Source organism: Rhizobium sp. LjRoot254, assembly GCF_964254105.1.
Classification (GTDB): Bacteria; Pseudomonadota; Alphaproteobacteria; order Rhizobiales; family Rhizobiaceae; genus Rhizobium_E.
On record NZ_CAXUSM020000001.1, the window covers coordinates 426171 to 447887 of the forward strand.

Genomic DNA, 21717 nt, shown 5'->3' on the forward strand with positions numbered 1-21717 from the left:
TCACCAGAATTGATGCAAAGCATTCAAAGTTTCAAATTGATTGAACGTCGGGCCAACCCATATATTGGCCGGCAGGAAACAGAAGGCCTTCCCATGACACTCAACATGACGCCGCTTGCCGGCGAACGCAAAGGCTCGTCCGCGCTTGTCGTGGCAATTGCCGGTGCGCTGTCGCTCGCCATCGCCATGGGGATTGGTCGTTTCGCTTTCACACCGCTGCTGCCAATGATGCTGCATGACGGTTTGATCGACATCAATGCCGGCAGCCGGCTCGCCACGGCGAATTATCTCGGCTATCTCGCTGGTGCGCTGCTCTGCATGGTTCTGCCCGGCTTGCTCAGGCGGTTCGGGTTCGGCATGCCGGATAGTGCGCTTCTGGTGCGGTTTGCGCTCGTTAGCACTGCTGTGCTGACGCTTGCCATGGCGATCGATAGTCCGCTCCTATGGCCCCTGCTGCGGTTTCTCTCTGGAGTGATCAGCGGCGTCGCCTTCGTCTACACGTCGGGCTGGTGCCTTGCGCGGCTTGCCGAACTGGGCGAGCCGCATCTCAGCGGCATCATCTATGTCGGTCCCGGTATCGGCATCACGCTTTCGGGGCTTGCCGCACTCGCGCTTTCCTCGGCCGGTGGCTCCTCGATGCTCGGCTGGGCGGTTTTCGGCGCTGTCGCGTCGGCGTTGACCGCAGCGATCTGGCCGTTCTTCACCCCGACACGGCGCGTGGCGCAGAAAGCGAGCGCTCCGGCCGAGGCCGCGCCCGAGCACTGGACATTCGAGGATGCGCTGCTCACGCTCGCCTACGGCCTTGCGGGCTTCGGCTACATCGTCACGGCGACGTTTCTGCCCGTCATCGCACGCGAGGCTCTTCCGGGCTCCGGTTGGGTCGATCTCTTCTGGCCGGTGGTCGGCATATTCGTCGCGGTGGGTGCGCTGGTCACGCGCTTCGTGCCGATGACGATCGACCGGCGCATTCTACTTGCCATCCTCTATGTCATGCAGGGCCTGGGCGTTCTCTTTCCGCTCATGCTGCCCAATATCGTGGGCTTCGTGATCGGTAGTGTTTTGCTTGGCCTGCCGTTCACGACGATAACACTGTTCGGCATGCAGGAGGCGCGACGGCTGAAGCCGAAGGGCGCCACCGTGTTCATCGGTCTCATGACGGCATCCTATGGCATCGGGCAGATCGTCGGTCCGCTGGTCGTCTCCGGCATATTGAGCCATGCCGCGACGCATGCGGCAGGGTTCGCGCTGTCGCTTGAAGTCGCGTCCGGCAGCTTGTTCTTCGGGGCGATACTCTATCTGGTGCTCAAGAAACTCTATCCGCTCACCGAGATGTGAAGCCCGGTGATGCCGAATCCTCCGCGTCTATCTTGGAAAAGCCGCGATCGGCACCACATTTCAATCATCAGGCTGTTACCTGGAGAATAGATGGTCCTGTGGAACCGTTTTATATCCAGAGCATTACACAGCAGCAAACAAGGGCTCAATAAAAAAGGAGGCCGAAATGAGTGCATTGAATTCCGGCCTGTTTTTGGTGTCCGCCGTGGCTTCGAATAGCGGCATGTCCGCATTGTCGAAGGAAGCTTTCAAGCTCAGCACGCCGCGCAAGGCAAAGAAGCTTGCGAAGCGCAAGGACGCAAACTACACGCCGCTTTCCGCGCGCCGGAAGGAAGAGCTGATGCAGAGCATCCTTCACGACGACTGGCACGAATAAGCTAGAGCCTTTCATTGTTAAATGGACACAGTTCTGCCGGAGCAGGTTTTCGTCAGGGCAGAGGCGATTGGCGACGGGCATATCCAGATATACGTCCGAGACGATCGCCTCTGCCCTGGTGGAAAGATGCCCGGCCCTTCGGGTTGGCTGAAACGGGCCGGCTGATCGACCGGCCGGCTTGGCCGTAGATTTGGCTACGACACGCGCCGGCCGGTCGACCATCCGACTCCGTTTGAGCCAACAGAACTGCCTCCATTTAGCAATGAAAGGCTCTAGTCAGGCGGCGAGCCCGCCGTAACTTTTCAGATAATCGACGATTTCACCGACGCCATCCCCGCGCTTCATATCGGAGAACAGGAATGGCTTTCCCGAACGCATCCGCGTCGCATCGCGCTCCATCACATCGAGATCGGCACCCACATGCGGTGCCAGATCCTTCTTGTTGATAACAAGCAGGTCTGAGCGCGTGATGCCCGGTCCGCCCTTGCGGGGGATCTCCTCACCCTGGCAGACCGAGATGACATAGATGGTCAGGTCCGCGAGATCCGGCGAGAAGGTGGCCGCGAGATTGTCGCCGCCGGATTCGATGAACACTATGTCGAGGTCCGGGAATTTCCGGTTGAGATCGGCGATGGCCGCGAGATTGATCGAGGCGTCCTCGCGGATGGCGGTATGCGGGCAGCCGCCGGTTTCCACGCCGACGATGCGATCCGAGGTCAGCGCCTGCATGCGCACCAGCGCCTCGGCGTCTTCCTTGGTGTAGATATCGTTGGTCACCACGGCGACGGAGAAATTCTCCCGCATGGCCTTGCAGAGCTTTTCCGTCAGCGCCGTCTTGCCGGAGCCGACAGGCCCGCCGATTCCGATGCGAAGAGGTCCGTTGCGCGAAGTCATAGCAAATATCCCAGGGTCAAGATGATGAAGAACAGGCCAAGCACGAGGCAAAGCGGCGAATAGTATTTGCGATCGAGGCGGGCGAAGGGCTGTTCGGGCGTCAACCGGCGCCAGCGATCGGTGTAGCCGGCGATGCCGCGTGCGAGGAAGACGGCCGTCAGCACGATGCCACCGAGCCCGACGAACCAGTTCGGCACCGGCAGCCATGCCCATTCGGCGAGCATCAGCGCCCAGAACCCGGCGAGCAGCGCCGCAACGGAAACTAGCAGTGTTGCTGGCTTTCCCGGCATCAGGTCACGGCGCTTGAAGCCAGTCACCATCCGCGACAATTCCGCCGCATCCGCCGCAGGGAAGGTCAAACCCATCGCCCAGGCAAAATGCAACGCGGCGATCACGGCAAGGATCAGGAAGGTGAGGGCCGCGATCAAGGTCATGAGCGGAACAGCCTCGTGTGGATGGTCTCATGCTTGATCGCCATCAGGTCCGCCATCATGGTGGCACTTCCGAGATCATCAAGCGTCGAGCGGCTCGCACATGCCGCGACGTCGAGAATATCAGGCTCCAGTGCGGCGAGCATGGCCACGCCCTGCCGTTGGCCGAGCACGCTCAGGCGGATGCCTGATGAAACGAACTGGGATGTCAGCGCGTGGAGATAGGCGGCGAGTGTCCCTTCGAGAGGCACGCCGTTTGCGGCGGCAACGGCGCCTACAGCAATGCAATAGGGCGTCATATGATCCAGCACGGCGAGCACCGGGTGCGGCCAGGCACCAGCTGCCTCCAGGAACGCTCCGCCCTGGGCGGTGATTTCGAGATGCCGTTCGGCCGAACCTGCAAGTGCGGTCGCCAGCTCGGCAGTCGCTGCAAGACGTGGCAGGTCTTCGTAGGCCTGCCACGCTTCCGACAGAAGCACGGCATCGTTCCAGATCGCGCCATTCCGGAGCAAGGTTTCGAGCCACTGCTGAAGCTCGCCGGCATCCGTGACGATCCCTTCGCGCACGGCCGCTTCCAGACCGCCCGAATAGGCAAACGCACCCACCGGGAATGCCGGCGACAGCCAGGTCATCAGCCGCAACAGCGATTGCGTGTCGTGCTCAATGGTCATGATCGTGGTGATCGTGCGATCCATGGTCGTGCGACCCGTGTCCGTGGGACGCGTGACTGTGATAGGCGCCATGCACCGGATGAAACGGTTCGACGACTTCGGTCACGACGGCGCCGAGGCCGGCGAGCATGGACTGGATCACGTGATCGCGCTCGATCAGGATGCGGCCTTCCTCGATCTGGGTCGCGAGATGGCGGTTGCCGAGATGCCAGGCGAGTTCCATCTGGTGGACGAGGTTGCGCGCCTTGATTTCCAACAGTTTCTCGTCGGCGGCGATGACTTCGACGTGGCCGCCACCCTCCAGCGCCAGCAGGTCGCCATGTTCAAGCACGACCGGTTCCTTGAGGTCGAGCATCACGACATCGTCGTGGACCATGTGCAGGAGCTTGCGGCGCAGATGGCGCTCGTCGTGGGTCAGGACCACGACGTCGATCGGCGGCTTGTCGGTGTGGCCGGGTTTTTCGATGCGTGTCGAGCGGTAGGGCATGCGCATTCCTCGCCTTGAATTCAGCGGTCATCTTCACCGCATTTCGCCACGGCTTGCAATGCGTAAAAGCGGAAGTTGGATTTACAGCCCGTTGGGGAAATAGCGGAGATAGATCTCATTGAGCCGGCCGTTGCGCGCAAGCGCGAGAAGCGCCGCGTCCATCGCGCGTGTGATCAGCGGCGTATCCTTGCTTGTGACCAGCGCCAATCCATCGCCGAAGAAGATCGACGAGTAATAATGATCGCCGAGGAAGTCGCAGCAATTGTTGGCATCCGGCGATTCCTGCCAGAAGGATAGCTGCAGGCCATCGCCGAAGGCAGCCTTGATCTCGCCCTTCTTGAGTGCCGCCAGCATTTCCTCCCGCTTCGGGAAAGTCTTTGGTTTGAGATCGGGGAAATAGGATGCCAGCATTGCCTCATGCGCCGTGCCCGCGACGATGCCTGTTTCGCCCGGTTTCAGGGCGGATGGCGTCTTCACTCCGGCAGCCGCATCCGAGCGAATGATGAAACGCGCGGGAAGCTGCATGAACACCCGGGAGAGTCCGAGATCGCGGCGTAGTTCGGGCGTGATGCGGACGCCCGCCGCGATCACTTCGCCGTCGCCCTTCTCCAACGCGGATCTCAGGTCCTTGTAGGGCACGGCCTCGATCTGGCAGCGCTCCAGCACCTCCAGTTCGCGGCAAATTTCGCGCGCCAGATCGACATGAAATCCCGAGAGCTTGCCGGATTGATCGATGAAGTTGAAAGGCGGAAAATCGACCGTCGTGAGAAACCGGATGCGCGGAACAGAGGCGAGGTCTGGTTTCTGCAATCTTTCCCGCGGGTCGAACATCAGCGGCAATGAAATCGCGTCGTTTTCCTGCGCTTTTGCCGGTTGCGCTGCCGGCAATTGCGAAAAAATACCGAGAGCCAGAGCCAAAACCCAAAAACAACGTGACACAACCGCTGGCTTCATGAATATTGTTTCCGGTTTTATTAAAACTTGTTGTGCGTTGGTCTGTGAAACTACATGGGCGACCGGGGGCGTGTCGACTACAATTCAGCGCGTGAAGGACCTTCCCGGGATCTCCGGCTTGAGGGCAAGGTCACCTCTTCCCTAAGCTTTATACAAGAAGAGAAAACCGATGAAGAGCGTTTTCTCCTGAAGCTCGGCTTTTCCAAGCCCTTCGTTGCGGCGATGAAGGCACGGGCATTCCAAAACGGCACAACAATTGAAACTGAACTGCTTGCCAGCGGCCAGGTGCGCGAGGATGCCTATTACGGCGCGCTAGCCAAGGTGCTCGGCTTGCGTTTCGTCCAGGAGATCGATGCGGGATCGGTGGTCGATAGCCCGGGCCTCGACAGCCAACTCCTCAAGCCTTCCATTCTTCGCTTGAGCCCGCCAATGGGCAGCCCGTTGACGCTTGTCGTTCCTGAAGCGAGAGATCTTGCGACCTGGCTCAGCCGGTTAAAGTCTTCGGAGACGTTGCGTTCGGCACTCGCCATCACGACGCCGTCCGTGCTTCGGCATGCTGTCTGGCGGGCAGGTGCCACCCGCCGGGTCGATACCGCGGCGGATCAGTTGTTTGATGCCAGCCCTGAACTCAGCGCGCGCTCGGTCCTGACGGGCGGGCAGGGTTTCCTCGCCGGCTTCATGCTGATGGCATATCTCTGCTGTCTCCTATTGTTTCCCTTGGCAACACTGCATGTTTCGCACGTCGCGCTGTCATCGGCGTTCTGCATCCTGATCGTGTTGCGGGCGCTCGCGATCAAGCGTGCGCCCAAGCCTAAGCCGCTCGCATCGCTGGCCGAGGACTCGAACCTGCCGGTCTACACCGTGCTTGCGGCCCTCTACCGGGAAAAAGAGGTCGTGCCGCAACTCGTCAATTCGTTGCTGCGCCTCGACTGGCCGACGTCGAGACTGGATATCAAACTGATCTGTGAGGCCGGCGACCGCGAGACGATAGACGCGTTGGAGACGATGGAACTGCCGCCACATTTCGAGATCGTCGAAGTGCCGGATCGCATGCCGCGCACCAAGCCGAAGGCGCTCAACTACGGACTTGCTGGTGCGAGAGGCGAATTCGTCGTGATCTTTGACGCGGAGGATCGCCCGCATGCCGATCAGTTGCTTGAAGCATACCGCCATTTCAAGGATGGCTCGCCCGATCTCGCCTGCCTGCAGGCGCCACTCATCATTTCCAATGCCGGCGAGAGTTGGCTATCCGCTCTATTCGCGCTGGAATATTCCGGTCTCTTCCGCCGGCTTTTGCCGTTCCTCGGTGCTCACCACCAGCCGATGCCGCTCGGCGGCACGTCGAACCACTTCCGCGGTCTTATGTAGCAAAAGCACCAAGGCGGGAGACCGCTGATGGGTAAGGCTTTGTTCGTTTCCGCCGCTGCGCTTTTAATCGGACTGGTTTATCTCGCCTTCGGTGCGGAATCGAAGGCAATTATCAACATCTCCGGCGACGATCTGAGCGACGGTTTTATAAAGCACAATCTCGGAGCAGATTTCCGTAAAATGCGGGACGTTGAAGACGTCACGATATTCGCATCGACCGATCAGAAAGACCCTAAGCGTTCCCTGTTCAATGCCTACGAGCGTGCCAGGGCTCAAAATTCGGAATTCACTGAGGCTCGTTTGACCTGGCCCGAGTGTTCCTGTCGAAACGTTCCCTTTGTCAGCGCCAACAATCGATTTACCCGCCAAGTTCTCGGCGGCTGGGCCAATTTGAAGGTGGATACCTGGACTTACGGCGCGGGCGGGTGTTTGACCACTATTCTCCCATCTGGAGTTTATCTTAATGCCTTTGAACGCTGGACCCACACCGTCGCTATCAAAGAGGAAGGCCTTAAGGCTCATGTAAGCCCTGATCTGCGCTTGGCCTATGTCACGGGTGACCTCTACAGCATCCTGAGCGGCCCTATTGGCTTGTCGAGTGAGCCACAAAGTGACCAACAAGAGGATGGTGCCGGCGCCGACCAAGAGGGTAGACCAGAGAGCGTAATCAGCCATTCTCTGGGTGGCTTCATTCATGGCCTGCGTGGCAGAATTCATGCCCTGTTGGGCGATCAGGTCTTCTTTCTCGCGCTGGCGAGCTTCTTCCTCTTGCCGTTCGCGGGTATCGGCGGCGGCCTTATTCTCGATCACGTTGACCGGAACAGAAAACGGAAGCTGGTAGGATGGTGCCTGCTTTGCGTCTGCGCTCCGCTCGGGCTGGGTGGCCTGATCCTGTGCTTGCCCTAACGAGCAAACAGAGATCAATCCAAGTGCAAGGATGATGACCCTATAGCGCTTAAGCATTGGAGTAAGAACGCCGCTGTGAATTTGCCCCTAGAAAGCTTATTCCGCACGTTCACTTCCTTCTCGTCAACTCCTATTTGTGCCAGCTTCTCAACTAGCGCGGCGTAGGTGACGCCCTTGCGCTTCAATTCCGCCTTCAGGAGGTTGGCGGCGAGCATTTCATAGTCCGTCTTTTCTGCCATGTATCACCTGTGATGCAAAATGTATCGCATATGATGATATAAGCACTTTACAAAGCCCGGTCAACGCACTATATCCGATACATACGTAACGGATATGATGACAATGGCGCAGCACTTTCTACTCTCGGCAGAAGCCCGCTCCCTCTCCCTGAAGGAAATCTACAAGGGTGGAGAAGACAAGGCCTATGCAACGTTCTGCAAGCTGCGCTGGGAAGACACGCAAGGCGAGCCCGTTTGCCCCAAGTGCGGCTGCCTGGATAGCTACATCATCAGCACCCGCCGCAAGTTCAAGTGCGCTGCATGCTCCGCTCAGTTCTCGGTTACATCCGGCACGATTTTCGCCAGCCGCAAGATGGCCTTCACCGATCTGCTGGCCGCGATCTGCATCTTCGTCAACGCGGTGAAGGGCCTTTCCGCCCTCCAGTTCTCGCGTGACCTTTGCGTTCAATACAAGACAGCTTGGGTTCTCGCCCACAAGCTCCGCGAAGCTCTTGCCGCCGAAACCGAGTTCGCAACCCTTGACGGCGAAGTCGAGATTGATGGTGCCTATTTCGGTGGCCACGTTCGCCCTGAGAACCGCAAGGAAGACCGTAAGGACCGTCGCCTGAAGAAGAACCAGTCAGACAAGCGCCGCGTCGTGGTGGCGTTGCGTGAACGTGATGGCCGCACACTTACATTCGTCCGCAACTCGGAAGCCGATGGCGTCGATATCGCCAAGGAACGCATTGACGCCGACTCCATCGTGTACGCCGACGAAGCCACGCATTGGGATATCCTCGATATGAACTTCGATACGGGCCGCATCAATCACAGCGAAGCCTACAGCGACCGCAACGGCAAGCACACCAATTGGGTTGAAAGCTACTTCTCACGCCTTCGTCGCATGGTTTCTGGCCAGCATCACCACGTATCGCACAAGTACCTATATCAGTACGCCAATCACGCTGCATGGTGCGAGGATCATCGCCGCCGTTCGAACGGTGGCAATGCCGCTGGCATCCTTGGTGCTGCGCTTGACCACCCGGTTAGCCGCACTTGGAAGGGCTATTGGCAGCGTGCCAACTGATGGATTCACTTCTGGCGCAATTCGCGCTATATGTTCCTTCATGAATTATATTCCGTCCATTCCAGACTGGTTCAAAACGCGAAAAGCTGCGCAAGTCGCAGCCTTTTTTGCTGCGATGTCTGGCGGCAAAATTAATATTCTTAAGGTAGTGAAGCTTATCTATCTGTCCGACAGATTGAGCATGGAGCGCAGGGATGCGCCCATTACAAATGACCAATATGTCTCCATGGATTTTGGTCCGGTCAATTCGTCAACGTACAACTACATGAAAGGTCTTGCCGACCACGGGCAAGACGAATGGCATGAGTTTATCGGCATCAGGAACGGCAACGATCTCCCTCTTTCGCGTGAGATATCAATCGGCGACGACTTGGATGAATTGAGCCGATCCGAGGTCAAAATCCTTTATGAGGTATGGGAGAAATTCGAGGATATAGACCGCTTTGATCTAGCGGAATGGACGCATGAATTTTGCCCAGAATGGGTTTTCCCGCACGGAAGTTCTATCCCTATCGATTACGCCACAATCTTCGCAAAGCTGGGTAAGAGCGATCCGGTTTCTTTAGCCGAAGACTTACAGGCGGAGCGTCGTTTGACCGCTGAACTAGCTGCTGAGAAATGAGCTACGAGCCCTATCGAAAGGCTGGTATTTTAATCCCGTTCAACGAGGTCCATCATCTATTTGCGGTGATGAACAACAAATGTTCTGGCAACCTCTGTCTTACGATCATGATAACCAGCATAAAAGAGGGAAAATATCACGATCCGGCGTGCGTCCTGAATGTCGGGGATCACCCGTTCATAGATCGCCCAAGTTATCTTCTGTACCGCATGGCAGAAACTTTGAACGCGGGAAAGATTTCGCGATTGGTTGGCAACAACTACTACATACCGAAAGACAACTTCCCAAACGATACTTTCGCTCGAATAACGGCGGGGATTTACTCGTCCGATGATACTCCGCAGCGCATAGCTAGGTATGCTACCGTGAACGCGATTTAAGTTCTTCGTTCCCAACTCAGGTTGCCCTTTGTATCGGCAACCGATCTAACCAGCCCTTCGGCCTTCATTGACCGGAGGGCTTTGCTTACCCGCTTGGTCAACTCAGATAGGTACTTGCGATCTCTCGCGTCGTTACCTTGCATGGTAACAATCTCCCGCGCGATATCCCGACTGCTTACAGGCTCTGTAGCGTGCCGTAGCTCGCCCATGATGGCCTTGGATAGCTCGCCCCTGCCGAAGATCACTTCCCGCTTCTGGCGGGGCATGGCGGCGTCCAGATCGCCCGTATAGCCAAGCGTGCCCAAAACCCTGTCCACTGCCCCGATATCGTTCTTGATCTCGGCAAGCCTGTCGCGGATGCGCTCGGCTTCGTTGAATAGCTCGGCTCTCTTGGCAAGCAATCCACTAATCGTATGGTCGTACGTGTCAGTTCTCGCAACTCTCACGATAGACTCTCTATGATTTTGTGATAGTATTATTTCGCGCATGACGCGCATTCAGGGGAGGAATAGCATGCCGAAGAAATCGCCGTGGCACTCCATCAAGCAGAGCGTTCACCACAACAACACGAACTGCAACACTGGCAACAACATCGAGAAAGAGAACCTCCGAACAGGTGACGGCGGGAAGCCCATTTGTTCCGAATGTTCGAAACTCAATCAGGCCGGAAAGTAATTTCCCACCACGGGCCGGTTGGCTCCCCGTCATTGATCGGCCATATGCGCCGAAGCTCTGACGGATGCAGGTCGTTTTGCATTGCCGCAGCGAGCGCCTTGAAGCCCACGCTGCGGTCGCCATGAAACCGCACTGTGGGTTCATGGAACGCGTGACCCTCGCCACCCTCGCACGATTCAAACGTCTCAATCCCCACTGATAGCAGCAATTCGACATGCGGCTTTATCCCTGCATCCAACTGATTATCTTGGCGGGGATCGTACCCTTCTGTGGCCATTAAAGCCTCTGCTTTCTTGGTGCTTTTGCTACATAAGACCGCACTTCCGTACCGATGTGCTTAGGGCGGTCGGCGCTTGGGATCCGTATAACGTGACGGAAGACGCCGATCTCGGCATGCGCCTTTATCGCCTCGGCTATCACGCCGAGATGCTGACGCGCTATACGGTAGAGGACGCCCCGACCGACCGCGCCGCCTGGCTTGGCCAGAGGACCCGCTGGTTTAAAGGTTGGATGCAGACATGGCTGGTCCTCATGCGCACGCCAGTGAAGTTGAGCGGTGAACTCGGCTTGCGAGCAACCATCATGTTTCATGTCCTGGTTACCGGCATGCTGGTTTCCGCGCTTGGCCACCCACTGATCCTGTTCTTCATCGCGGTGACGATGTGGAGCCTTGTCTTTGCACCGCATGCGACATCGTTCGAGATCGGCATGTTGTGCCTCGATTGGTTCAACGTGATCGCGGCCTATACGATCTTCATGCGACTGGGCTGGGAAGCCATGGGCTGGAACGAGCGCATGCGTGTCGGCATCAAATGGCGCTACGTGCCGGCCTACTGGATGCTCATGTCCTTTGCCGCCTGGAAGGCGGTGATCGAACTGCGGCGTAATCCATTCTCCTGGAACAAGACTTCGCATAAGCCGAGTACACGGTTGCAAAAATCCGGTGGTTGAACCATGCGCTAGTGCAGCTTTTTGTTGACTGATATCAAGACCTGATGAATATCATTGCCTTGTAAATAGGCAACCGTCGGGGGACTTCATGCTCAAGAAACTCTTCGCCGAATTCATCGGTACGTTCTGGCTCGTTTTCGGGGGATGCGGCAGCGCCGTCATCGCGGCGGGTTTTCCCGAACTCGGGATAGGCTTCGTCGGCGTCTCCTTCGCCTTCGGCCTCACGGTCTTGACCATGGCCTATGCCGTAGGCGGCATATCAGGCGGCCATTTCAATCCCGCCGTATCGATCGGGCTGACGGCGGCCGGGCGGTTCCCCGCAGCGAGCCTGCCGGGCTACATCATCGCGCAGGTGGTCGGCGCCGTGGTCGCGGCGCTGATGCTCTATCTGATCGCCAGCGGCAAGGCCGGCTGGGTGCCGGGCGGATTTGCCTCGAACGGCTATGGCGAACATTCGCCGGGTGGCTATTCGATGCTGTCGGCATTCATTGCCGAGGCGCTGCTGACCTTCATGTTCCTGCTGATCATCCTCGGCTCGACGCACGGCCGCGCGCCGACCGGCTTCGCCCCGATCTCCATCGGTCTCGGATTGACGCTGATCCACCTGATCTCGATCCCGCTGACCAATACGTCGGTCAACCCGGCGCGCTCGACCGGCGTGGCGTTCTTTGCCGAAGGTGGATGGGCGCTGCCGCAGCTCTGGTTATTCTGGGTGGCACCAATCCTCGGCGCCGCGATCGCCGGGATTGTCTGGAAAGCGCTTGGCGAGACTGAGTGATCTGAAGTCTGGCGACCGAGCCGGTCTCGGTCGCCTTGCTCAGAACAAAAAGTACCGCTGCGCCATCGGCAGTACCGTCGCCGGTTCGCATGTCAGCAGCACGCCATCCGCACGGACTTCATAGGTTTCGGGATCGACCTCGACATGCGGTGTCAGGTCGTTGTGGATCATCGACTTCTTGTTGATGCCGCTGCGGGTGTTCTTCACCGCCAGCAGCTTCTTGGCGACCCCGAGCCGGCTGACGATCCCGGCATCGAGCGACGCCTGCGACACGAAAGTCACCGAGGAATTGGTGCGCAGCTTGCCGTAGGCGGCGAACATAGGCCGGTAGTGCATCGGCTGCGGTGTCGGGATCGAGGCGTTCGGATCGCCCATCGGGGCTGCGGCGATCGAGCCGCCGAGTAGTACCATATCAGGTTTCACGCCGAAGAAGGCTGGCGACCAGAGCACGAGATCGGCGCGTTTTCCCACCTCGATGGAACCAATTTCGTGGCTGAGACCCTGGGCGATCGCCGGATTGATCGTGTATTTGGCGATGTAGCGCTTGACGCGGGCATTGTCGTTGTCGCCGGTTTCTTCCTTCAGCGGCCCGCGCTGGCGCTTCATCTTGTCTGCGGTCTGCCATGTACGGATCGCTACTTCGCCGACCCGGCCCATGGCCTGGCTGTCTGAGGAGACGATCGAAAAGGCGCCCATGTCGTGCAGGATATCCTCGGCTGCGATGGTCTCCTTACGGATGCGGCTTTCGGCGAAGGCGATGTCTTCCGGGATCGAGGGCGACAGGTGGTGGCAGACCATCAGCATGTCGAGATGCTCGGCCAATGTGTTGACGGTGTAAGGCCGGGTCGGATTGGTCGAGGAGGGGATGACGTTCAGCGAGCCGCAGACCTTGATGATATCGGGCGCGTGGCCGCCGCCGGCGCCTTCGGTGTGGAATGCGTGGATCGTGCGCCCCCGGATCGCGTCGATTGTGTCCTCGACGAAGCCGCTCTCGTTGAGCGTATCGGTGTGGATCATCACCTGGATGTCCAGTTCGTCGGCGACCGTCAAGCAGTTATCGATCGCCGCCGGCGTCGTGCCCCAATCCTCATGCAGCTTCAGGCTCGATGCGCCGGCAAGCACCATTTCCACCAATGGCGCGGGTAGCGACGCATTGCCCTTGCCGGCGAGCGCCAGATTCATCGGGAAAGCATCGAAACTCTCGATCATCCGCTCGATATGCCAGGCGCCGGTGCAGGTGGTGGCCAGCGTGCCATGCGCCGGACCGGTGCCACCGCCGAGCATGGTGGTGACGCCGCTCATCAGCGCTTCCTCGATCTGCTGCGGGCAGATGTAGTGGATATGCGCATCCATGCCGCCAGCCGTCAGGATCTTGCCTTCGCCTGCTATGGCTTCCGTTGAGGGACCGATGATGATGGTGATGCCCGGCTGGGTATCGGGATTGCCCGCCTTGCCGATCGCGGCGATCCGGCCGTCCTTCAGACCGACGTCAGCCTTCACTATGCCCCAGTGGTCGATGATCAGCACATTGGTGATGACCGTATCGACGGCGCCCTCGGCGCGCGTCGCCTGGCTCTGGCCCATGCCGTCGCGGATGACCTTGCCGCCGCCGAACTTCACCTCTTCGCCATAGGTGGTGAAATCCTTTTCGACCTCGACGAAGAGTTCGGTATCGGCGAGCCTGAGCTTGTCGCCGGTCGTCGGCCCGAACATCGAGGCATAGGCGGCGCGGGACATCTTGTAGGACATGGTTCAGGCTCCTGAAGCGAAATGTCTGGAGGGATTGGCGATGAGGCGGACGAGTTTGTTAACGGCGATCAGGTGATCCACCCATTGCCGCTCGGCATCCCAGGGGTGCCATTCCCAGCCCTGGTGGCCGAAGCCGGCGAGAAACAGTTCATCGCCGGGCCGGCGATAATGGGCGAGGAATTCGGCGATCACGATCGCGCCGCTTGAAGGCACGACATAAGGCGCCGGGTCGAAGGCCGCGAGATCGTGGTCGACTGCCTCATGAGTGGAGGCCGGAATGATATGGAAATCCTTGCCGTTCTGGCGGGCATAGTCGGCAAAGCCGTCGGTGTAGTCGTCGCAGAAATCGTCGAGTTCGGGATGGGTTTGCGCAAGGGGTGCGCGCATGGCTGCAAATTTCTGTGGGTCACGGACGCACCAGATGGATGAGGCGAGCCAGACAGCCTTGTTGCATGACCAGCCGGCACCTTCGAGCATGGCCTTTCCGGGGCGGCCGGTATTGCAGACCGCGACGATGTCGGTCCTGCCGCCACCGGCGCCCACCGAACGGCAGTCGTTGAAGCGGATCACTAGATCGGCGGAATCTATGACGTCGGCAAGACCTTCGCCGATCTCTCCATTGCCGACGATCACGATCCGACGTGCCATCAGTTCCCCATGCCTTGAATGAGTTCGCGCAGTTCCTTGGTACGGGCGGTGGTCATGGTTGCCTGGCAGCCGCTGATGAGCATGCCTTGCATGGAACCTCCAACGGCTTCGTAGCCGACGCCATCGCAATGGCCGTCGCGATAGTCGATCCAGGCGCGCTGGGCTTTCTTGAGCGCCTTGACCGCGCCGACATAGACTGGGTTTATTTCGGCCGCTTCCTTATCCGCCTCTTCCTGACTCTTGAGCGCCTGCTTGTAGACCGCGTTGAGTTCCTTGTCGGCCTTCTCGAAATCCTGGTAGGCGCACTGGTTCATATCCGCCTGCGTCACGGCATTGGCGCAGTCGACAGGCGGATCTTCCTGGGCCAGGGCGCATGTCGCGCCGGTTAGCAGCAGTGCCAAAATGACAAGCCTCTTCATTCCAGATCTCCCGTTGATTTTCTTGTTTTAGAGCTTCCCCATCACCTGCTGGCGGAAGCCGTAGACTTCGCGCTTGCCTGCGAGCGGGATCAACTGAACCGTCCGCTTCTGGCCGGGCTCGAAGCGCACGGCCGTGCCCGAGGGGATGTCGAGCCGCATGCCGCGCGCCTTGTTGCGGTCGAAATCGAGGCCCTTGTTGGTCTCGAAGAAATGATAATGCGAGCCGACCTGGATCGGACGGTCGCCGGTATTGGCGACGTCGATCGTGGTGGTCGGGGCGCCGACATTGAGTTCGATTTCGCCTGGGGCGGCTATCAGTTCACCGGGGATCATGGTTGTTCCTCTTCAAGCGGCTTTTTGCGGCGCGCAGCCTTCGGCCTTCAGGATACGTTTGGTGGAGGCGGGATATTTGGCGAGCATGGCGGCCGGGCGGATCGGCCTGCTAGTGAAATTACCGCCGCAGTTCGGGCAGGTGCCCCCGAGCGCGGTTTCCGCGCAATCGGCGCAGAATGTGCACTCGAAGGTGCAGATCATCGCATCGGTGGCATCCGGCGGAAGATCCTTGTCGCAGCATTCGCAATTGGGTCGCAGGTCGAGCATGGCGCAACCTCAGCGGATCGGTTCATGGACGGTCACCAGCTTGGTGCCGTCGGGGAATGTGGCTTCCACCTGCACGTCATGGATCATTTCGGCGATGCCCTCCATGACCTGCGCGCGGGTGACGACATGCGCGCCAGCCTCCATGAGATCGGCCACTGAACGACCATCGCGGGCGCCTTCGACGACAAAGTCGGAGATCAGCGCGATCGCCTCGGGATAGTTGAGCTTGACGCCGCGCTCGAGCCGCCGGCGGGCCACCATGGCGGCCATTGAAATCAGCAGCTTGTCTTTTTCACGGGGAGTGAGGTTCATGAATGGCTCCGCAATGATCAGGCATCATATTCAAGGGCTTGGGCAACACAGCGCAATACGCCAAATGACGGTGTGTGCACCGACGTCAGAGGTTCCACACTTTCGGCGCGGGCTCACCATTTCGCAAGAGCGAAATGGCCGGGATCAGTATTTTTCTCAGCTCGAAACCCTCCGATGCGACGAGGCGCACGATGAGCTTGCCGCTCCAATGGCTGACGCCTGCGAGATGGTCTCCGAGCAGTGCGCGCAGCTTCGGCAGCAGGGCTTCCGCATGGTCACCGACATAGAGCAATGTCGCGAATGCCTGATGACCGGACAGCGATGCGCGGCCTCCCAGAAGGTTCTGGATATCGCCGGCGAAATGCACATCCTCGGCGTGGATCAGCTTGCCTGCGCGGCGTATGCGCCAGCGATCGCGGAAGCTTCCGCTCCGCACCATCTCGCCCATCGCCTTGCGACCGATGAGAACGGCTTCCAGCGCGATCAATTCGGCGTCCTCGGCGAGATCGACATCGAGTGTGCGGCTCAAAGCGCTCTGGTTGAACAGGATCGTCTCCTGCGGCAGCCAGTGCAGTCTGGCGCCCGATGCCGCAGACAGTCGCGACGCGATGTGGGCCTCGCCGCCCGAGGACTTATAGATGCGTTCGCAGGCTTGGGTCGTGACGGTGACCGAGGTGTTCTCGCCCGCCGCGACCTCCCATGCGATACGGTCGCCGCCGGTCAGGCCACCCGACGTGTTAATCAGCACCGCTTCCATCCTGCCGTCATAGGATTCTGGAATGCGGATCTTGGCGGCGCTCTCCTGATAAAAGACGTCGAGGCGGGTGCGGCCGTCTACGTTTTTGGTGGCGAGCCGGGCGATGCCCTTGGTGCGCTGGGGGAGGACGTCGAGGTTGGGAGCGAGCATCAAGAGCACCCCCCTCTGTCACTTCGTGACATCTCCCCCTCAAGGGGGGAGATTGTTTGGAGGGCAAGGCGGCGCCACATCCGATCTCCCCCCTTGAGGGGGAGATGCCCGGCAGGGCAGAGGGGGGTAAGCAACATGCTCAGTTCCAAACTACACCGTCAAATGCCGTCGCGCTTCAGCCGTGTCCAGCGTCTCGGCGGGACCTTCATGCACGATCTCGCCGCGGTCCATGATGTAGACATGGTCGGCGAGTTCGCGGCAGAAATCAAGATATTGCTCGACCAACAGGATCGCCATGCCCGTAGAGTCACGCAGATATTTGATCGCCCGGCCGATATCCTTGATGATCGATGGCTGGATACCCTCCGTCGGCTCGTCGAGCACGAGGATGCGCGGCCGTGTCACCAGCGCCCGTCCGATGGCGAGCTGCTGCTGCTGGCCGCCCGACAGATCGCCGCCACGCCGGCCCAGCATGCTGTTGAGGATCGGAAAGAGGCTGAATATGTCGTCGGGAATGCTGCGATCGGCGCGCTTGAGAGGCGCATAGCCGGATTCGAGATTTTCCTTCACGGTCAGCAGCGGGAAGATCTCCCGTCCCTGCGGCACATATCCGATGCCGAGCTTGGCACGATTGTAAGGCGCCATGCCGTTGAGTTCCTTGCCCTCGAAGCTCACCTTGCCTGATGACAGCGGATGCTGGCCGGTGACGGCGCGGAGGAGGGAGGATTTGCCGACGCCGTTGCGGCCGAGAACGCAGGTGATCTTGGCCATCTCGGCCTTGATGGTGATTCCGCGTAGCGCCTGGGCGGCACCATAGTGCAGGTTGGCGTTTTCGACCGCTAGCATCTCATTCCCCTTTACAAGTCAATTGAGCAAAGCCCTCTTCAGTTTCTGGAGGACGTCGGCCTGCTGTATGGTTCGCTCGCCGCCGACATCGGCGATGTCCTCTGCCATCGAGATCAACTGCCGGCGTTCGCGGTCATCGAGTGCATTGAGCCACAGGTCCCGGAAGCGGCGAAGCGGATCGTCGATATTGACCACGCTATTGGCCGTCCAGTCGGCGAAGATCAGCACCTCGTCCATGTCCTTGGCGTCGATGATATCCTTCATCCGCTCGCGGATGATCGCCTTCGCGATATCCTTCTGCATCGGCTTTTCATTTGCCAGCGTCAGCAGGAACACCACGGCCGCGATCGCCGGGTTCTGGATCGAGGCGAGCGGCGCCGCCTCGGCCTTCTTGCGGAACTGCCGGCGGTTGAAGGCGCCGCGTATCCGCTCGACCGAGTCGATGATCTCGCTTCCCGCTTCCTTCACCATCTTCAATCGCCACCACCACACGGCCGCACCAGCGGCCACCATCAAGAGGACACCAAGAAAAGGCATGTTGAAACTCCAATGAGGAAAGGTTGCATCAGTTTGAAGCCTATTTCTCATTGACGTTCAATTGCCGTTTTCTATTTCCGCTCACCGTCCAAGATAATTCTCGATCACCTTCGGATCGGCGCTGACGAAGTCGATCGAGCCTTCCGCCAGAACCGAACCTTCCGCCAGGCATGTGACCTTGACGCCGAGATCGCGGATGAAGCCCATGTCGTGCTCGACCACCACCACCGACCGCGTCTTGGCGATGTCTTTCAGCAGGATCGCGGTTTCGGCCGTCTCCGCGTCCGTCATGCCGGCAACCGGCTCGTCAACCAACAGAAGCTTGGGCTCCTGCGCCAGCAGCATGCCGATCTCCAGCCATTGTTTCTGGCCGTGGCTGAGATTGGCGCCGTAGTCATCCTTGCGATGGGTCATGCGGACGATCTCGAGGATTTCCTCGATACGCTCCTTGTCGGCCGCCGAGAGTGTGTAGAAGAGCGTGCCGAAGACGCCGCGGCTGCGGTTGAGCGCCAGTTCGAGATTGTCCCAGACGGTGTGGCTTTCGAACACCGTCGGCTTCTGGAACTTGCGGCCGATACCGAGCTGGGCAATCGCCGCCTCGTCCATCTTGGTCAGGTCGACATCACCGTTGAAATACACCTCGCCGGAATCGGGCCGCGTCTTGCCGGTGATGATGTCCATCATCGTCGTTTTGCCGGCGCCGTTAGGGCCGATGATGGCGCGCAACTCGCCCGGCTCGACGACGAAGGAAAGCGAATTGAGCGCCTTGAAGCCATCGAAGGACACCGACACGCCATCGAGATAGAGGATGCTCTTGGGCTTCATTTCCTTGTTGACGGCGTTCATTCTGCGGCTCCCGGTTCGGCGATGGCGGCTGGCATATCAACCACGCGGGATTTTTCCTTGGCTGCGGCGGCGGAATATTCCTTCCGGCGTGCCATGAACTGCTGGTATGTGCCGACGATGCCCTTGGGCAGGAACAGCGTGACCAGCACGAAGAGCGCGCCCAACGCGAACAGCCATACTTCGGGGAAGGCGCCGGTGAAGAAGGTCTTGCCGGCATTGACCAGCACCGCGCCGATAATCGGTCCGATCAACGTGCCGCGCCCGCCGACCGCCGTCCAGATGACGACCTCGATCGAATTGCCCGGCTCGAATTCGCCGGGATTGATGATGCCGACCTGCGGCACGAACAGTGCCCCGGCAATGCCAGCCATCATGGCCGAGACGACGAAGGTGAAGAGCTTGATGTTCTCGACGCGGTAACCGAGGAACCTTGTGCGGCTTTCGGCATCGCGGACGCCGATCAGCACCTTGCCGTATTTCGACCGCACAATCGCCGAGGAGATCAACAGGCAGACCGCCAGCATGATGGCGGTGGCCGCGAAGAGCGAGGCGCGGGTGCCGTCGGCCTGCACCGAATAGCCCAGGATTTCCTTGAAATCTGTCAGGCCGTTATTGCCGCCGAAACCCATGTCGTTGCGGAAGAAGGCGAGCAGCAGGGCGTAGGTCATGGCTTGTGTGATGATCGAGAGATAGACGCCGTTGACGCGGGAGCGGAAGGCGAACCAGCCGAAGATGAAAGCCAGCAGGCCGGGCACCACGACCACCATCAGCGCCGCAAACCAGAACATGTCGAAGCCGTGCCAGAACCACGGCAGTTCCTTCCAGTTCAGGAACACCATGAAGTCGGGCAGGATGGGGTTGCCATAAACGCCGCGCGGTCCGATCTGGCGCATCAAATACATGCCCATGGCATAGCCGCCGAGCGAGAAGAACGCCGCATGGCCGAGCGAGAGGATGCCGCAATAGCCCCAGACCAGATCGAGCGTCAGCGCCAAGAGCGCATAGGTCAGGTATTTGCCCATCAGGCTCATGACATAAGTCGGGATGCGGAACGGGCTATCGACCGGCAGCAGCAGGTTGGAGGCGGGCACCAGCACGGCAACGGCCAGGATGATGGCGATCGCGATGATGATACGCTGGTCGAGTGCGCGGAGAAGAAAGCCGGTAATCATGCTTCAATCGCCCTTCCCTTGAGTGCGAAGAGACCGCGCGGCCGCTTCTGGATGAAAAGGATGATGAGGACGAGGACAAGGATCTTGCCGAGCACGGCGCCGACCGTCGGTTCGAGGAACTTGTTGAGGATGCCGAGCGACAGCGCGCCGACCAGCGTGCCCCAGAGATTGCCGACGCCGCCGAACACCACGACCATGAAGCTGTCGATGATGTAGGACTGGCCGAGATTGGGCGACACATTGTCGATCTGGCTGAGTGCAACGCCCGCGATGCCGGCGATACCCGAGCCGAGTGCGAAGGTGAAGGCATCGACCCATGGTGTGCGGATGCCCATCGACGAGGCCATGCGCCGGTTCTGGGTCACTGCCCGCATCTGCAGGCCAAAAGGCGAGCGCTTCATCAGCGCCAAGAGCGCGAAGAAGACCGAAAGCGAGAACAACACGATCCACATCCGGTTCCAGGTGATGGTCATGCCGCCGAGCGGGAAGGAACCGGACATCCATGAGGGATTGCCGACTTCCTGGTTGGTCGGGCCGAAGATCGAGCGGATCAGTTGCTGCAGGATGAGCGAGATGCCCCAGGTGGCGAGCAGCGTTTCCAGCGGACGGCCATAGAGGAAGCGAATGACGCCGCGCTCGAGGATTAATCCGACGGCACCGGTAACGATGAAGGCGACGGGAAGGGCGATCGCGAGCGACCAGTCGAACAGACCGGGGAAATTGTCACGGACGATGTCCTGCACCACGAATGTCGAGTAGGCGCCGAGCATAACCATTTCGCCATGCGCCATGTTGATAATGCCCATGACGCCGAAGGTTATCGCGAGCCCGATCGCGGCAAGCAGCAGCACCGAGCCGAGCGAGATGCCGTACCAGACATTTTGGCCGAGGTCCCAGAAGGCCAGCGTGCTCTGAATTTTGGCGATTGCCGTGTCGAGATCAGGTTTCAGTGCGGCGTCGAGTGACGGTGCCGCGGACATCAGAATGCCGACTGCATCGCGCCCGCCGACCTTTTCGCCGATCATCGCGATTGCCGCGCGCTTCTCGTCGTCACCACGATCGGAGGTCAGGATGGAAACGGCGCGCGCGGTCTCCATGCGGGTCTTGACGGCGGCATCGGTTTCCTTGGCGATGGCTGTTTCGAGCAGGCCGAGATTTTCGGCGCTCGGGGACTTGAGGACGGCGTCGGCCGCCTGGAGGCGCACGTTGCGGTCATCGCTCAACAATGTCAGGCCGCCGAGCGCGGAGCGGATGGTGCGGCGCAGACTGTTGTTGACGCGGATCTTGGTCAGCGCGCCCTTGGCTTCCTCGCCGACGACCTCGCCCGTGAGCGGATCGATCAAGGTGAAATTGGCGCCGGCCGGCTTGGTCAGGAAAACGGTGTTGTCGGATTTGCGGAAATAGAGATCGCCTTCGCCGAGCGCGTCGAGCGCGGGAACCACCTTGGGATCGCCGGTCGAGGCCAGCGCCTGGACCTTTTCCGCCATCTGCGGAAGCTTAATGGTCGCCAGTTCGTTGATCTGGGTTTTCAGGTCATCGGCTGCAAAG

The 21717-nt window shown here is 59.6% G+C and carries 28 protein-coding genes; 8 read left to right on the plus strand and 20 right to left on the minus strand.

Annotation, left to right across the window (positions count from 1 at the left end):
• Window positions 1-93: 93 nt before the first annotated feature.
• Together ACSQ26_RS02160 and ACSQ26_RS02165 are read left to right on the plus strand one after the other, a co-directional pair.
• Complete coding sequence (locus ACSQ26_RS02160) at window positions 94-1335, plus strand: YbfB/YjiJ family MFS transporter (RefSeq protein ID WP_436005836.1); 1242 nt, start codon at window positions 94-96, stop codon at window positions 1333-1335.
• Between the two features lie 166 nt (window positions 1336-1501).
• The gene (locus ACSQ26_RS02165) at window positions 1502-1711 is read left to right on the plus strand and encodes a hypothetical protein (RefSeq protein ID WP_436005838.1); all 210 of its coding nucleotides are present in this window, start codon (window positions 1502-1504) and stop codon (window positions 1709-1711) included.
• 276 nt (window positions 1712-1987) lie between these two features.
• On the opposite strand, the gene ureG is transcribed toward ACSQ26_RS02165, so the two are convergent.
• The 5 genes from ureG to ACSQ26_RS02190 all read right to left on the minus strand — a co-directional run bounded on the left by ureG (window position 1988) and on the right by ACSQ26_RS02190 (window position 5133).
• On the minus strand, window positions 1988-2605 hold the full coding sequence (ureG, locus tag ACSQ26_RS02170; protein WP_436005840.1) for an urease accessory protein UreG: 618 nt from the start codon (window positions 2603-2605) through the stop codon (window positions 1988-1990).
• On the minus strand, window positions 2602-3039 hold the full coding sequence (locus tag ACSQ26_RS02175) for a DUF3995 domain-containing protein (RefSeq protein ID WP_436005842.1): 438 nt from the start codon (window positions 3037-3039) through the stop codon (window positions 2602-2604). The genes ureG and ACSQ26_RS02175 overlap by 4 nt, the downstream gene beginning before the upstream one ends.
• On the minus strand, window positions 3036-3731 hold the full coding sequence (locus tag ACSQ26_RS02180; protein WP_436005844.1) for an urease accessory protein UreF: 696 nt from the start codon (window positions 3729-3731) through the stop codon (window positions 3036-3038). The genes ACSQ26_RS02175 and ACSQ26_RS02180 overlap by 4 nt, the downstream gene beginning before the upstream one ends.
• Entirely contained in the window at window positions 3697-4194 is a 498-nt protein-coding gene (ureE, locus tag ACSQ26_RS02185; RefSeq protein ID WP_436005846.1) for an urease accessory protein UreE, read from the minus strand. Before ureE ends, ACSQ26_RS02180 begins: the two co-directional genes overlap by 35 nt.
• 81 nt (window positions 4195-4275) lie before the next feature.
• Window positions 4276-5133, minus strand: a complete 858-nt coding sequence (locus tag ACSQ26_RS02190) for a transporter substrate-binding domain-containing protein (RefSeq protein ID WP_436015062.1) — start codon at window positions 5131-5133, stop codon at window positions 4276-4278.
• Between the two features lie 69 nt (window positions 5134-5202).
• On the opposite strand from ACSQ26_RS02190, the gene ACSQ26_RS02195 reads away from it, so the two are divergent.
• Both ACSQ26_RS02195 and ACSQ26_RS02200 read left to right on the plus strand, forming a co-directional pair.
• Window positions 5203-6516, plus strand: a complete 1314-nt coding sequence (locus ACSQ26_RS02195; RefSeq protein ID WP_436005848.1) for a glycosyltransferase — start codon at window positions 5203-5205, stop codon at window positions 6514-6516.
• A gap of 27 nt (window positions 6517-6543) precedes the next feature.
• Entirely contained in the window at window positions 6544-7422 is an 879-nt protein-coding gene (locus ACSQ26_RS02200; protein ID WP_436005850.1) for a hypothetical protein, read from the plus strand.
• A 14-nt stretch (window positions 7423-7436) separates the two neighbouring features.
• Here the strand turns inward: ACSQ26_RS02200 and ACSQ26_RS02205 are convergent, their stop codons facing one another.
• Window positions 7437-7661, minus strand: coding sequence for a DUF6471 domain-containing protein (locus tag ACSQ26_RS02205; protein WP_436005852.1), 225 nt, complete (start codon window positions 7659-7661; stop codon window positions 7437-7439).
• Window positions 7662-7764: 103 nt separating this feature from the next.
• Between ACSQ26_RS02205 and ACSQ26_RS02210 the strand changes: the two genes are divergently transcribed.
• Both ACSQ26_RS02210 and ACSQ26_RS02215 read left to right on the plus strand, forming a co-directional pair.
• Window positions 7765-8727, plus strand: coding sequence for an IS1595 family transposase (locus ACSQ26_RS02210; protein WP_436005854.1), 963 nt, complete (start codon window positions 7765-7767; stop codon window positions 8725-8727).
• A gap of 40 nt (window positions 8728-8767) precedes the next feature.
• Entirely contained in the window at window positions 8768-9349 is a 582-nt protein-coding gene (locus ACSQ26_RS02215) for a Panacea domain-containing protein (protein ID WP_436005856.1), read from the plus strand.
• Between the two features lie 376 nt (window positions 9350-9725).
• Here the strand turns inward: ACSQ26_RS02215 and ACSQ26_RS02220 are convergent, their stop codons facing one another.
• Window positions 9726-10130, minus strand: a complete 405-nt coding sequence (locus tag ACSQ26_RS02220) for a hypothetical protein (protein WP_436005858.1) — start codon at window positions 10128-10130, stop codon at window positions 9726-9728.
• A gap of 254 nt (window positions 10131-10384) precedes the next feature.
• Window positions 10385-10681, minus strand: a complete 297-nt coding sequence (locus ACSQ26_RS02225; protein ID WP_436005860.1) for a hypothetical protein — start codon at window positions 10679-10681, stop codon at window positions 10385-10387.
• Between the two features lie 56 nt (window positions 10682-10737).
• Here ACSQ26_RS02225 and ACSQ26_RS02230 point away from each other — a divergent pair, with 56 nt between their 5' ends.
• Together ACSQ26_RS02230 and aqpZ are read left to right on the plus strand one after the other, a co-directional pair.
• Complete coding sequence (locus ACSQ26_RS02230) at window positions 10738-11355, plus strand: glycosyltransferase family 2 protein (RefSeq protein ID WP_436005862.1); 618 nt, start codon at window positions 10738-10740, stop codon at window positions 11353-11355.
• 88 nt (window positions 11356-11443) lie between these two features.
• Window positions 11444-12133 (plus strand): aquaporin Z, encoded by a 690-nt coding sequence (gene aqpZ, locus ACSQ26_RS02235; protein WP_436005864.1) that lies wholly within the window; start codon window positions 11444-11446, stop codon window positions 12131-12133.
• Window positions 12134-12172: 39 nt separating this feature from the next.
• Here the strand turns inward: aqpZ and ureC are convergent, their stop codons facing one another.
• The 12 genes from ureC to urtB form a co-directional block, all read right to left on the minus strand.
• Entirely contained in the window at window positions 12173-13882 is a 1710-nt protein-coding gene (ureC, locus tag ACSQ26_RS02240) for an urease subunit alpha (protein ID WP_436005866.1), read from the minus strand.
• Between the two features lie 3 nt (window positions 13883-13885).
• Window positions 13886-14530 (minus strand): Urease operon accessory protein, encoded by a 645-nt coding sequence (locus ACSQ26_RS02245; RefSeq protein ID WP_436005868.1) that lies wholly within the window; start codon window positions 14528-14530, stop codon window positions 13886-13888.
• The gene (locus ACSQ26_RS02250) at window positions 14530-14949 is read right to left on the minus strand and encodes a lysozyme inhibitor LprI family protein (RefSeq protein WP_436005870.1); all 420 of its coding nucleotides are present in this window, start codon (window positions 14947-14949) and stop codon (window positions 14530-14532) included. Before ACSQ26_RS02250 ends, ACSQ26_RS02245 begins: the two co-directional genes overlap by 1 nt.
• A 27-nt stretch (window positions 14950-14976) precedes the next feature.
• Window positions 14977-15282, minus strand: coding sequence for an urease subunit beta (locus tag ACSQ26_RS02255; protein ID WP_436005872.1), 306 nt, complete (start codon window positions 15280-15282; stop codon window positions 14977-14979).
• A 12-nt stretch (window positions 15283-15294) separates the two neighbouring features.
• Window positions 15295-15549 (minus strand): DUF1272 domain-containing protein, encoded by a 255-nt coding sequence (locus ACSQ26_RS02260; protein ID WP_436005874.1) that lies wholly within the window; start codon window positions 15547-15549, stop codon window positions 15295-15297.
• A 9-nt stretch (window positions 15550-15558) separates the two neighbouring features.
• Window positions 15559-15861 (minus strand): urease subunit gamma, encoded by a 303-nt coding sequence (locus tag ACSQ26_RS02265; RefSeq protein ID WP_436005876.1) that lies wholly within the window; start codon window positions 15859-15861, stop codon window positions 15559-15561.
• A gap of 85 nt (window positions 15862-15946) precedes the next feature.
• Complete coding sequence (locus ACSQ26_RS02270) at window positions 15947-16768, minus strand: urease accessory protein UreD (RefSeq protein WP_436005878.1); 822 nt, start codon at window positions 16766-16768, stop codon at window positions 15947-15949.
• A 150-nt stretch (window positions 16769-16918) separates the two neighbouring features.
• Window positions 16919-17614, minus strand: coding sequence for an urea ABC transporter ATP-binding subunit UrtE (urtE, locus tag ACSQ26_RS02275; RefSeq protein WP_258158132.1), 696 nt, complete (start codon window positions 17612-17614; stop codon window positions 16919-16921).
• Window positions 17615-17632: 18 nt separating this feature from the next.
• Window positions 17633-18151 carry a hypothetical protein gene (locus ACSQ26_RS02280; protein ID WP_436005880.1) on the minus strand — a complete coding sequence of 173 codons (519 nt, stop codon included), beginning with the start codon at window positions 18149-18151 and terminating at the stop codon, window positions 17633-17635.
• A gap of 81 nt (window positions 18152-18232) precedes the next feature.
• Window positions 18233-18997: an urea ABC transporter ATP-binding protein UrtD gene (urtD, locus tag ACSQ26_RS02285; protein WP_436005882.1), complete on the minus strand. Its 765-nt coding sequence runs from the start codon at window positions 18995-18997 to the stop codon at window positions 18233-18235.
• Entirely contained in the window at window positions 18994-20169 is a 1176-nt protein-coding gene (gene urtC, locus ACSQ26_RS02290; RefSeq protein ID WP_436005884.1) for an urea ABC transporter permease subunit UrtC, read from the minus strand. Before urtC ends, urtD begins: the two co-directional genes overlap by 4 nt.
• Window positions 20166-21656 (minus strand): urea ABC transporter permease subunit UrtB, encoded by a 1491-nt coding sequence (gene urtB, locus ACSQ26_RS02295; protein ID WP_436015064.1) that lies wholly within the window; start codon window positions 21654-21656, stop codon window positions 20166-20168. Before urtB ends, urtC begins: the two co-directional genes overlap by 4 nt.
• Window positions 21657-21717 lie beyond the last annotated feature (61 nt).

What these genes read in the sequence shown, in the direction of transcription:
- ACSQ26_RS02160 (WP_436005836.1), top strand. Translation starts at nt 94, where the DNA reads ATGACACTCAACATGACGCCGCTTGCCGGCGAACGCAAAGGCTCGTCC.
- ACSQ26_RS02165 (WP_436005838.1), top strand. Translation starts at nt 1,502, where the DNA reads ATGAGTGCATTGAATTCCGGCCTGTTTTTGGTGTCCGCCGTGGCTTCG.
- ureG (WP_436005840.1), bottom strand. Translation starts at nt 2,605, where the DNA reads ATGACTTCGCGCAACGGACCTCTTCGCATCGGAATCGGCGGGCCTGTC.
- ACSQ26_RS02175 (WP_436005842.1), bottom strand. Translation starts at nt 3,039, where the DNA reads ATGACCTTGATCGCGGCCCTCACCTTCCTGATCCTTGCCGTGATCGCC.
- ACSQ26_RS02180 (WP_436005844.1), bottom strand. Translation starts at nt 3,731, where the DNA reads ATGGATCGCACGATCACCACGATCATGACCATTGAGCACGACACGCAA.
- ureE (WP_436005846.1), bottom strand. Translation starts at nt 4,194, where the DNA reads ATGCCCTACCGCTCGACACGCATCGAAAAACCCGGCCACACCGACAAG.
- ACSQ26_RS02195 (WP_436005848.1), top strand. Translation starts at nt 5,203, where the DNA reads ATGGGCGACCGGGGGCGTGTCGACTACAATTCAGCGCGTGAAGGACCT.
- ACSQ26_RS02200 (WP_436005850.1), top strand. Translation starts at nt 6,544, where the DNA reads ATGGGTAAGGCTTTGTTCGTTTCCGCCGCTGCGCTTTTAATCGGACTG.
- ACSQ26_RS02205 (WP_436005852.1), bottom strand. Translation starts at nt 7,661, where the DNA reads ATGGCAGAAAAGACGGACTATGAAATGCTCGCCGCCAACCTCCTGAAG.
- ACSQ26_RS02210 (WP_436005854.1), top strand. Translation starts at nt 7,765, where the DNA reads ATGGCGCAGCACTTTCTACTCTCGGCAGAAGCCCGCTCCCTCTCCCTG.
- ACSQ26_RS02215 (WP_436005856.1), top strand. Translation starts at nt 8,768, where the DNA reads ATGAATTATATTCCGTCCATTCCAGACTGGTTCAAAACGCGAAAAGCT.
- ACSQ26_RS02225 (WP_436005860.1), bottom strand. Translation starts at nt 10,681, where the DNA reads ATGGCCACAGAAGGGTACGATCCCCGCCAAGATAATCAGTTGGATGCA.
- aqpZ (WP_436005864.1), top strand. Translation starts at nt 11,444, where the DNA reads ATGCTCAAGAAACTCTTCGCCGAATTCATCGGTACGTTCTGGCTCGTT.
- ureC (WP_436005866.1), bottom strand. Translation starts at nt 13,882, where the DNA reads ATGTCCTACAAGATGTCCCGCGCCGCCTATGCCTCGATGTTCGGGCCG.
- ACSQ26_RS02245 (WP_436005868.1), bottom strand. Translation starts at nt 14,530, where the DNA reads ATGGCACGTCGGATCGTGATCGTCGGCAATGGAGAGATCGGCGAAGGT.
- ACSQ26_RS02250 (WP_436005870.1), bottom strand. Translation starts at nt 14,949, where the DNA reads ATGAAGAGGCTTGTCATTTTGGCACTGCTGCTAACCGGCGCGACATGC.
- ACSQ26_RS02255 (WP_436005872.1), bottom strand. Translation starts at nt 15,282, where the DNA reads ATGATCCCCGGTGAACTGATAGCCGCCCCAGGCGAAATCGAACTCAAT.
- ACSQ26_RS02260 (WP_436005874.1), bottom strand. Translation starts at nt 15,549, where the DNA reads ATGCTCGACCTGCGACCCAATTGCGAATGCTGCGACAAGGATCTTCCG.
- ACSQ26_RS02265 (WP_436005876.1), bottom strand. Translation starts at nt 15,861, where the DNA reads ATGAACCTCACTCCCCGTGAAAAAGACAAGCTGCTGATTTCAATGGCC.
- ACSQ26_RS02270 (WP_436005878.1), bottom strand. Translation starts at nt 16,768, where the DNA reads ATGCTCGCTCCCAACCTCGACGTCCTCCCCCAGCGCACCAAGGGCATC.
- urtE (WP_258158132.1), bottom strand. Translation starts at nt 17,614, where the DNA reads ATGCTAGCGGTCGAAAACGCCAACCTGCACTATGGTGCCGCCCAGGCG.
- ACSQ26_RS02280 (WP_436005880.1), bottom strand. Translation starts at nt 18,151, where the DNA reads ATGCCTTTTCTTGGTGTCCTCTTGATGGTGGCCGCTGGTGCGGCCGTG.
- urtD (WP_436005882.1), bottom strand. Translation starts at nt 18,997, where the DNA reads ATGAACGCCGTCAACAAGGAAATGAAGCCCAAGAGCATCCTCTATCTC.
- urtC (WP_436005884.1), bottom strand. Translation starts at nt 20,169, where the DNA reads ATGATTACCGGCTTTCTTCTCCGCGCACTCGACCAGCGTATCATCATC.
- urtB (WP_436015064.1), bottom strand. Translation starts at nt 21,656, where the DNA reads ATGGCGGAAAAGGTCCAGGCGCTGGCCTCGACCGGCGATCCCAAGGTG.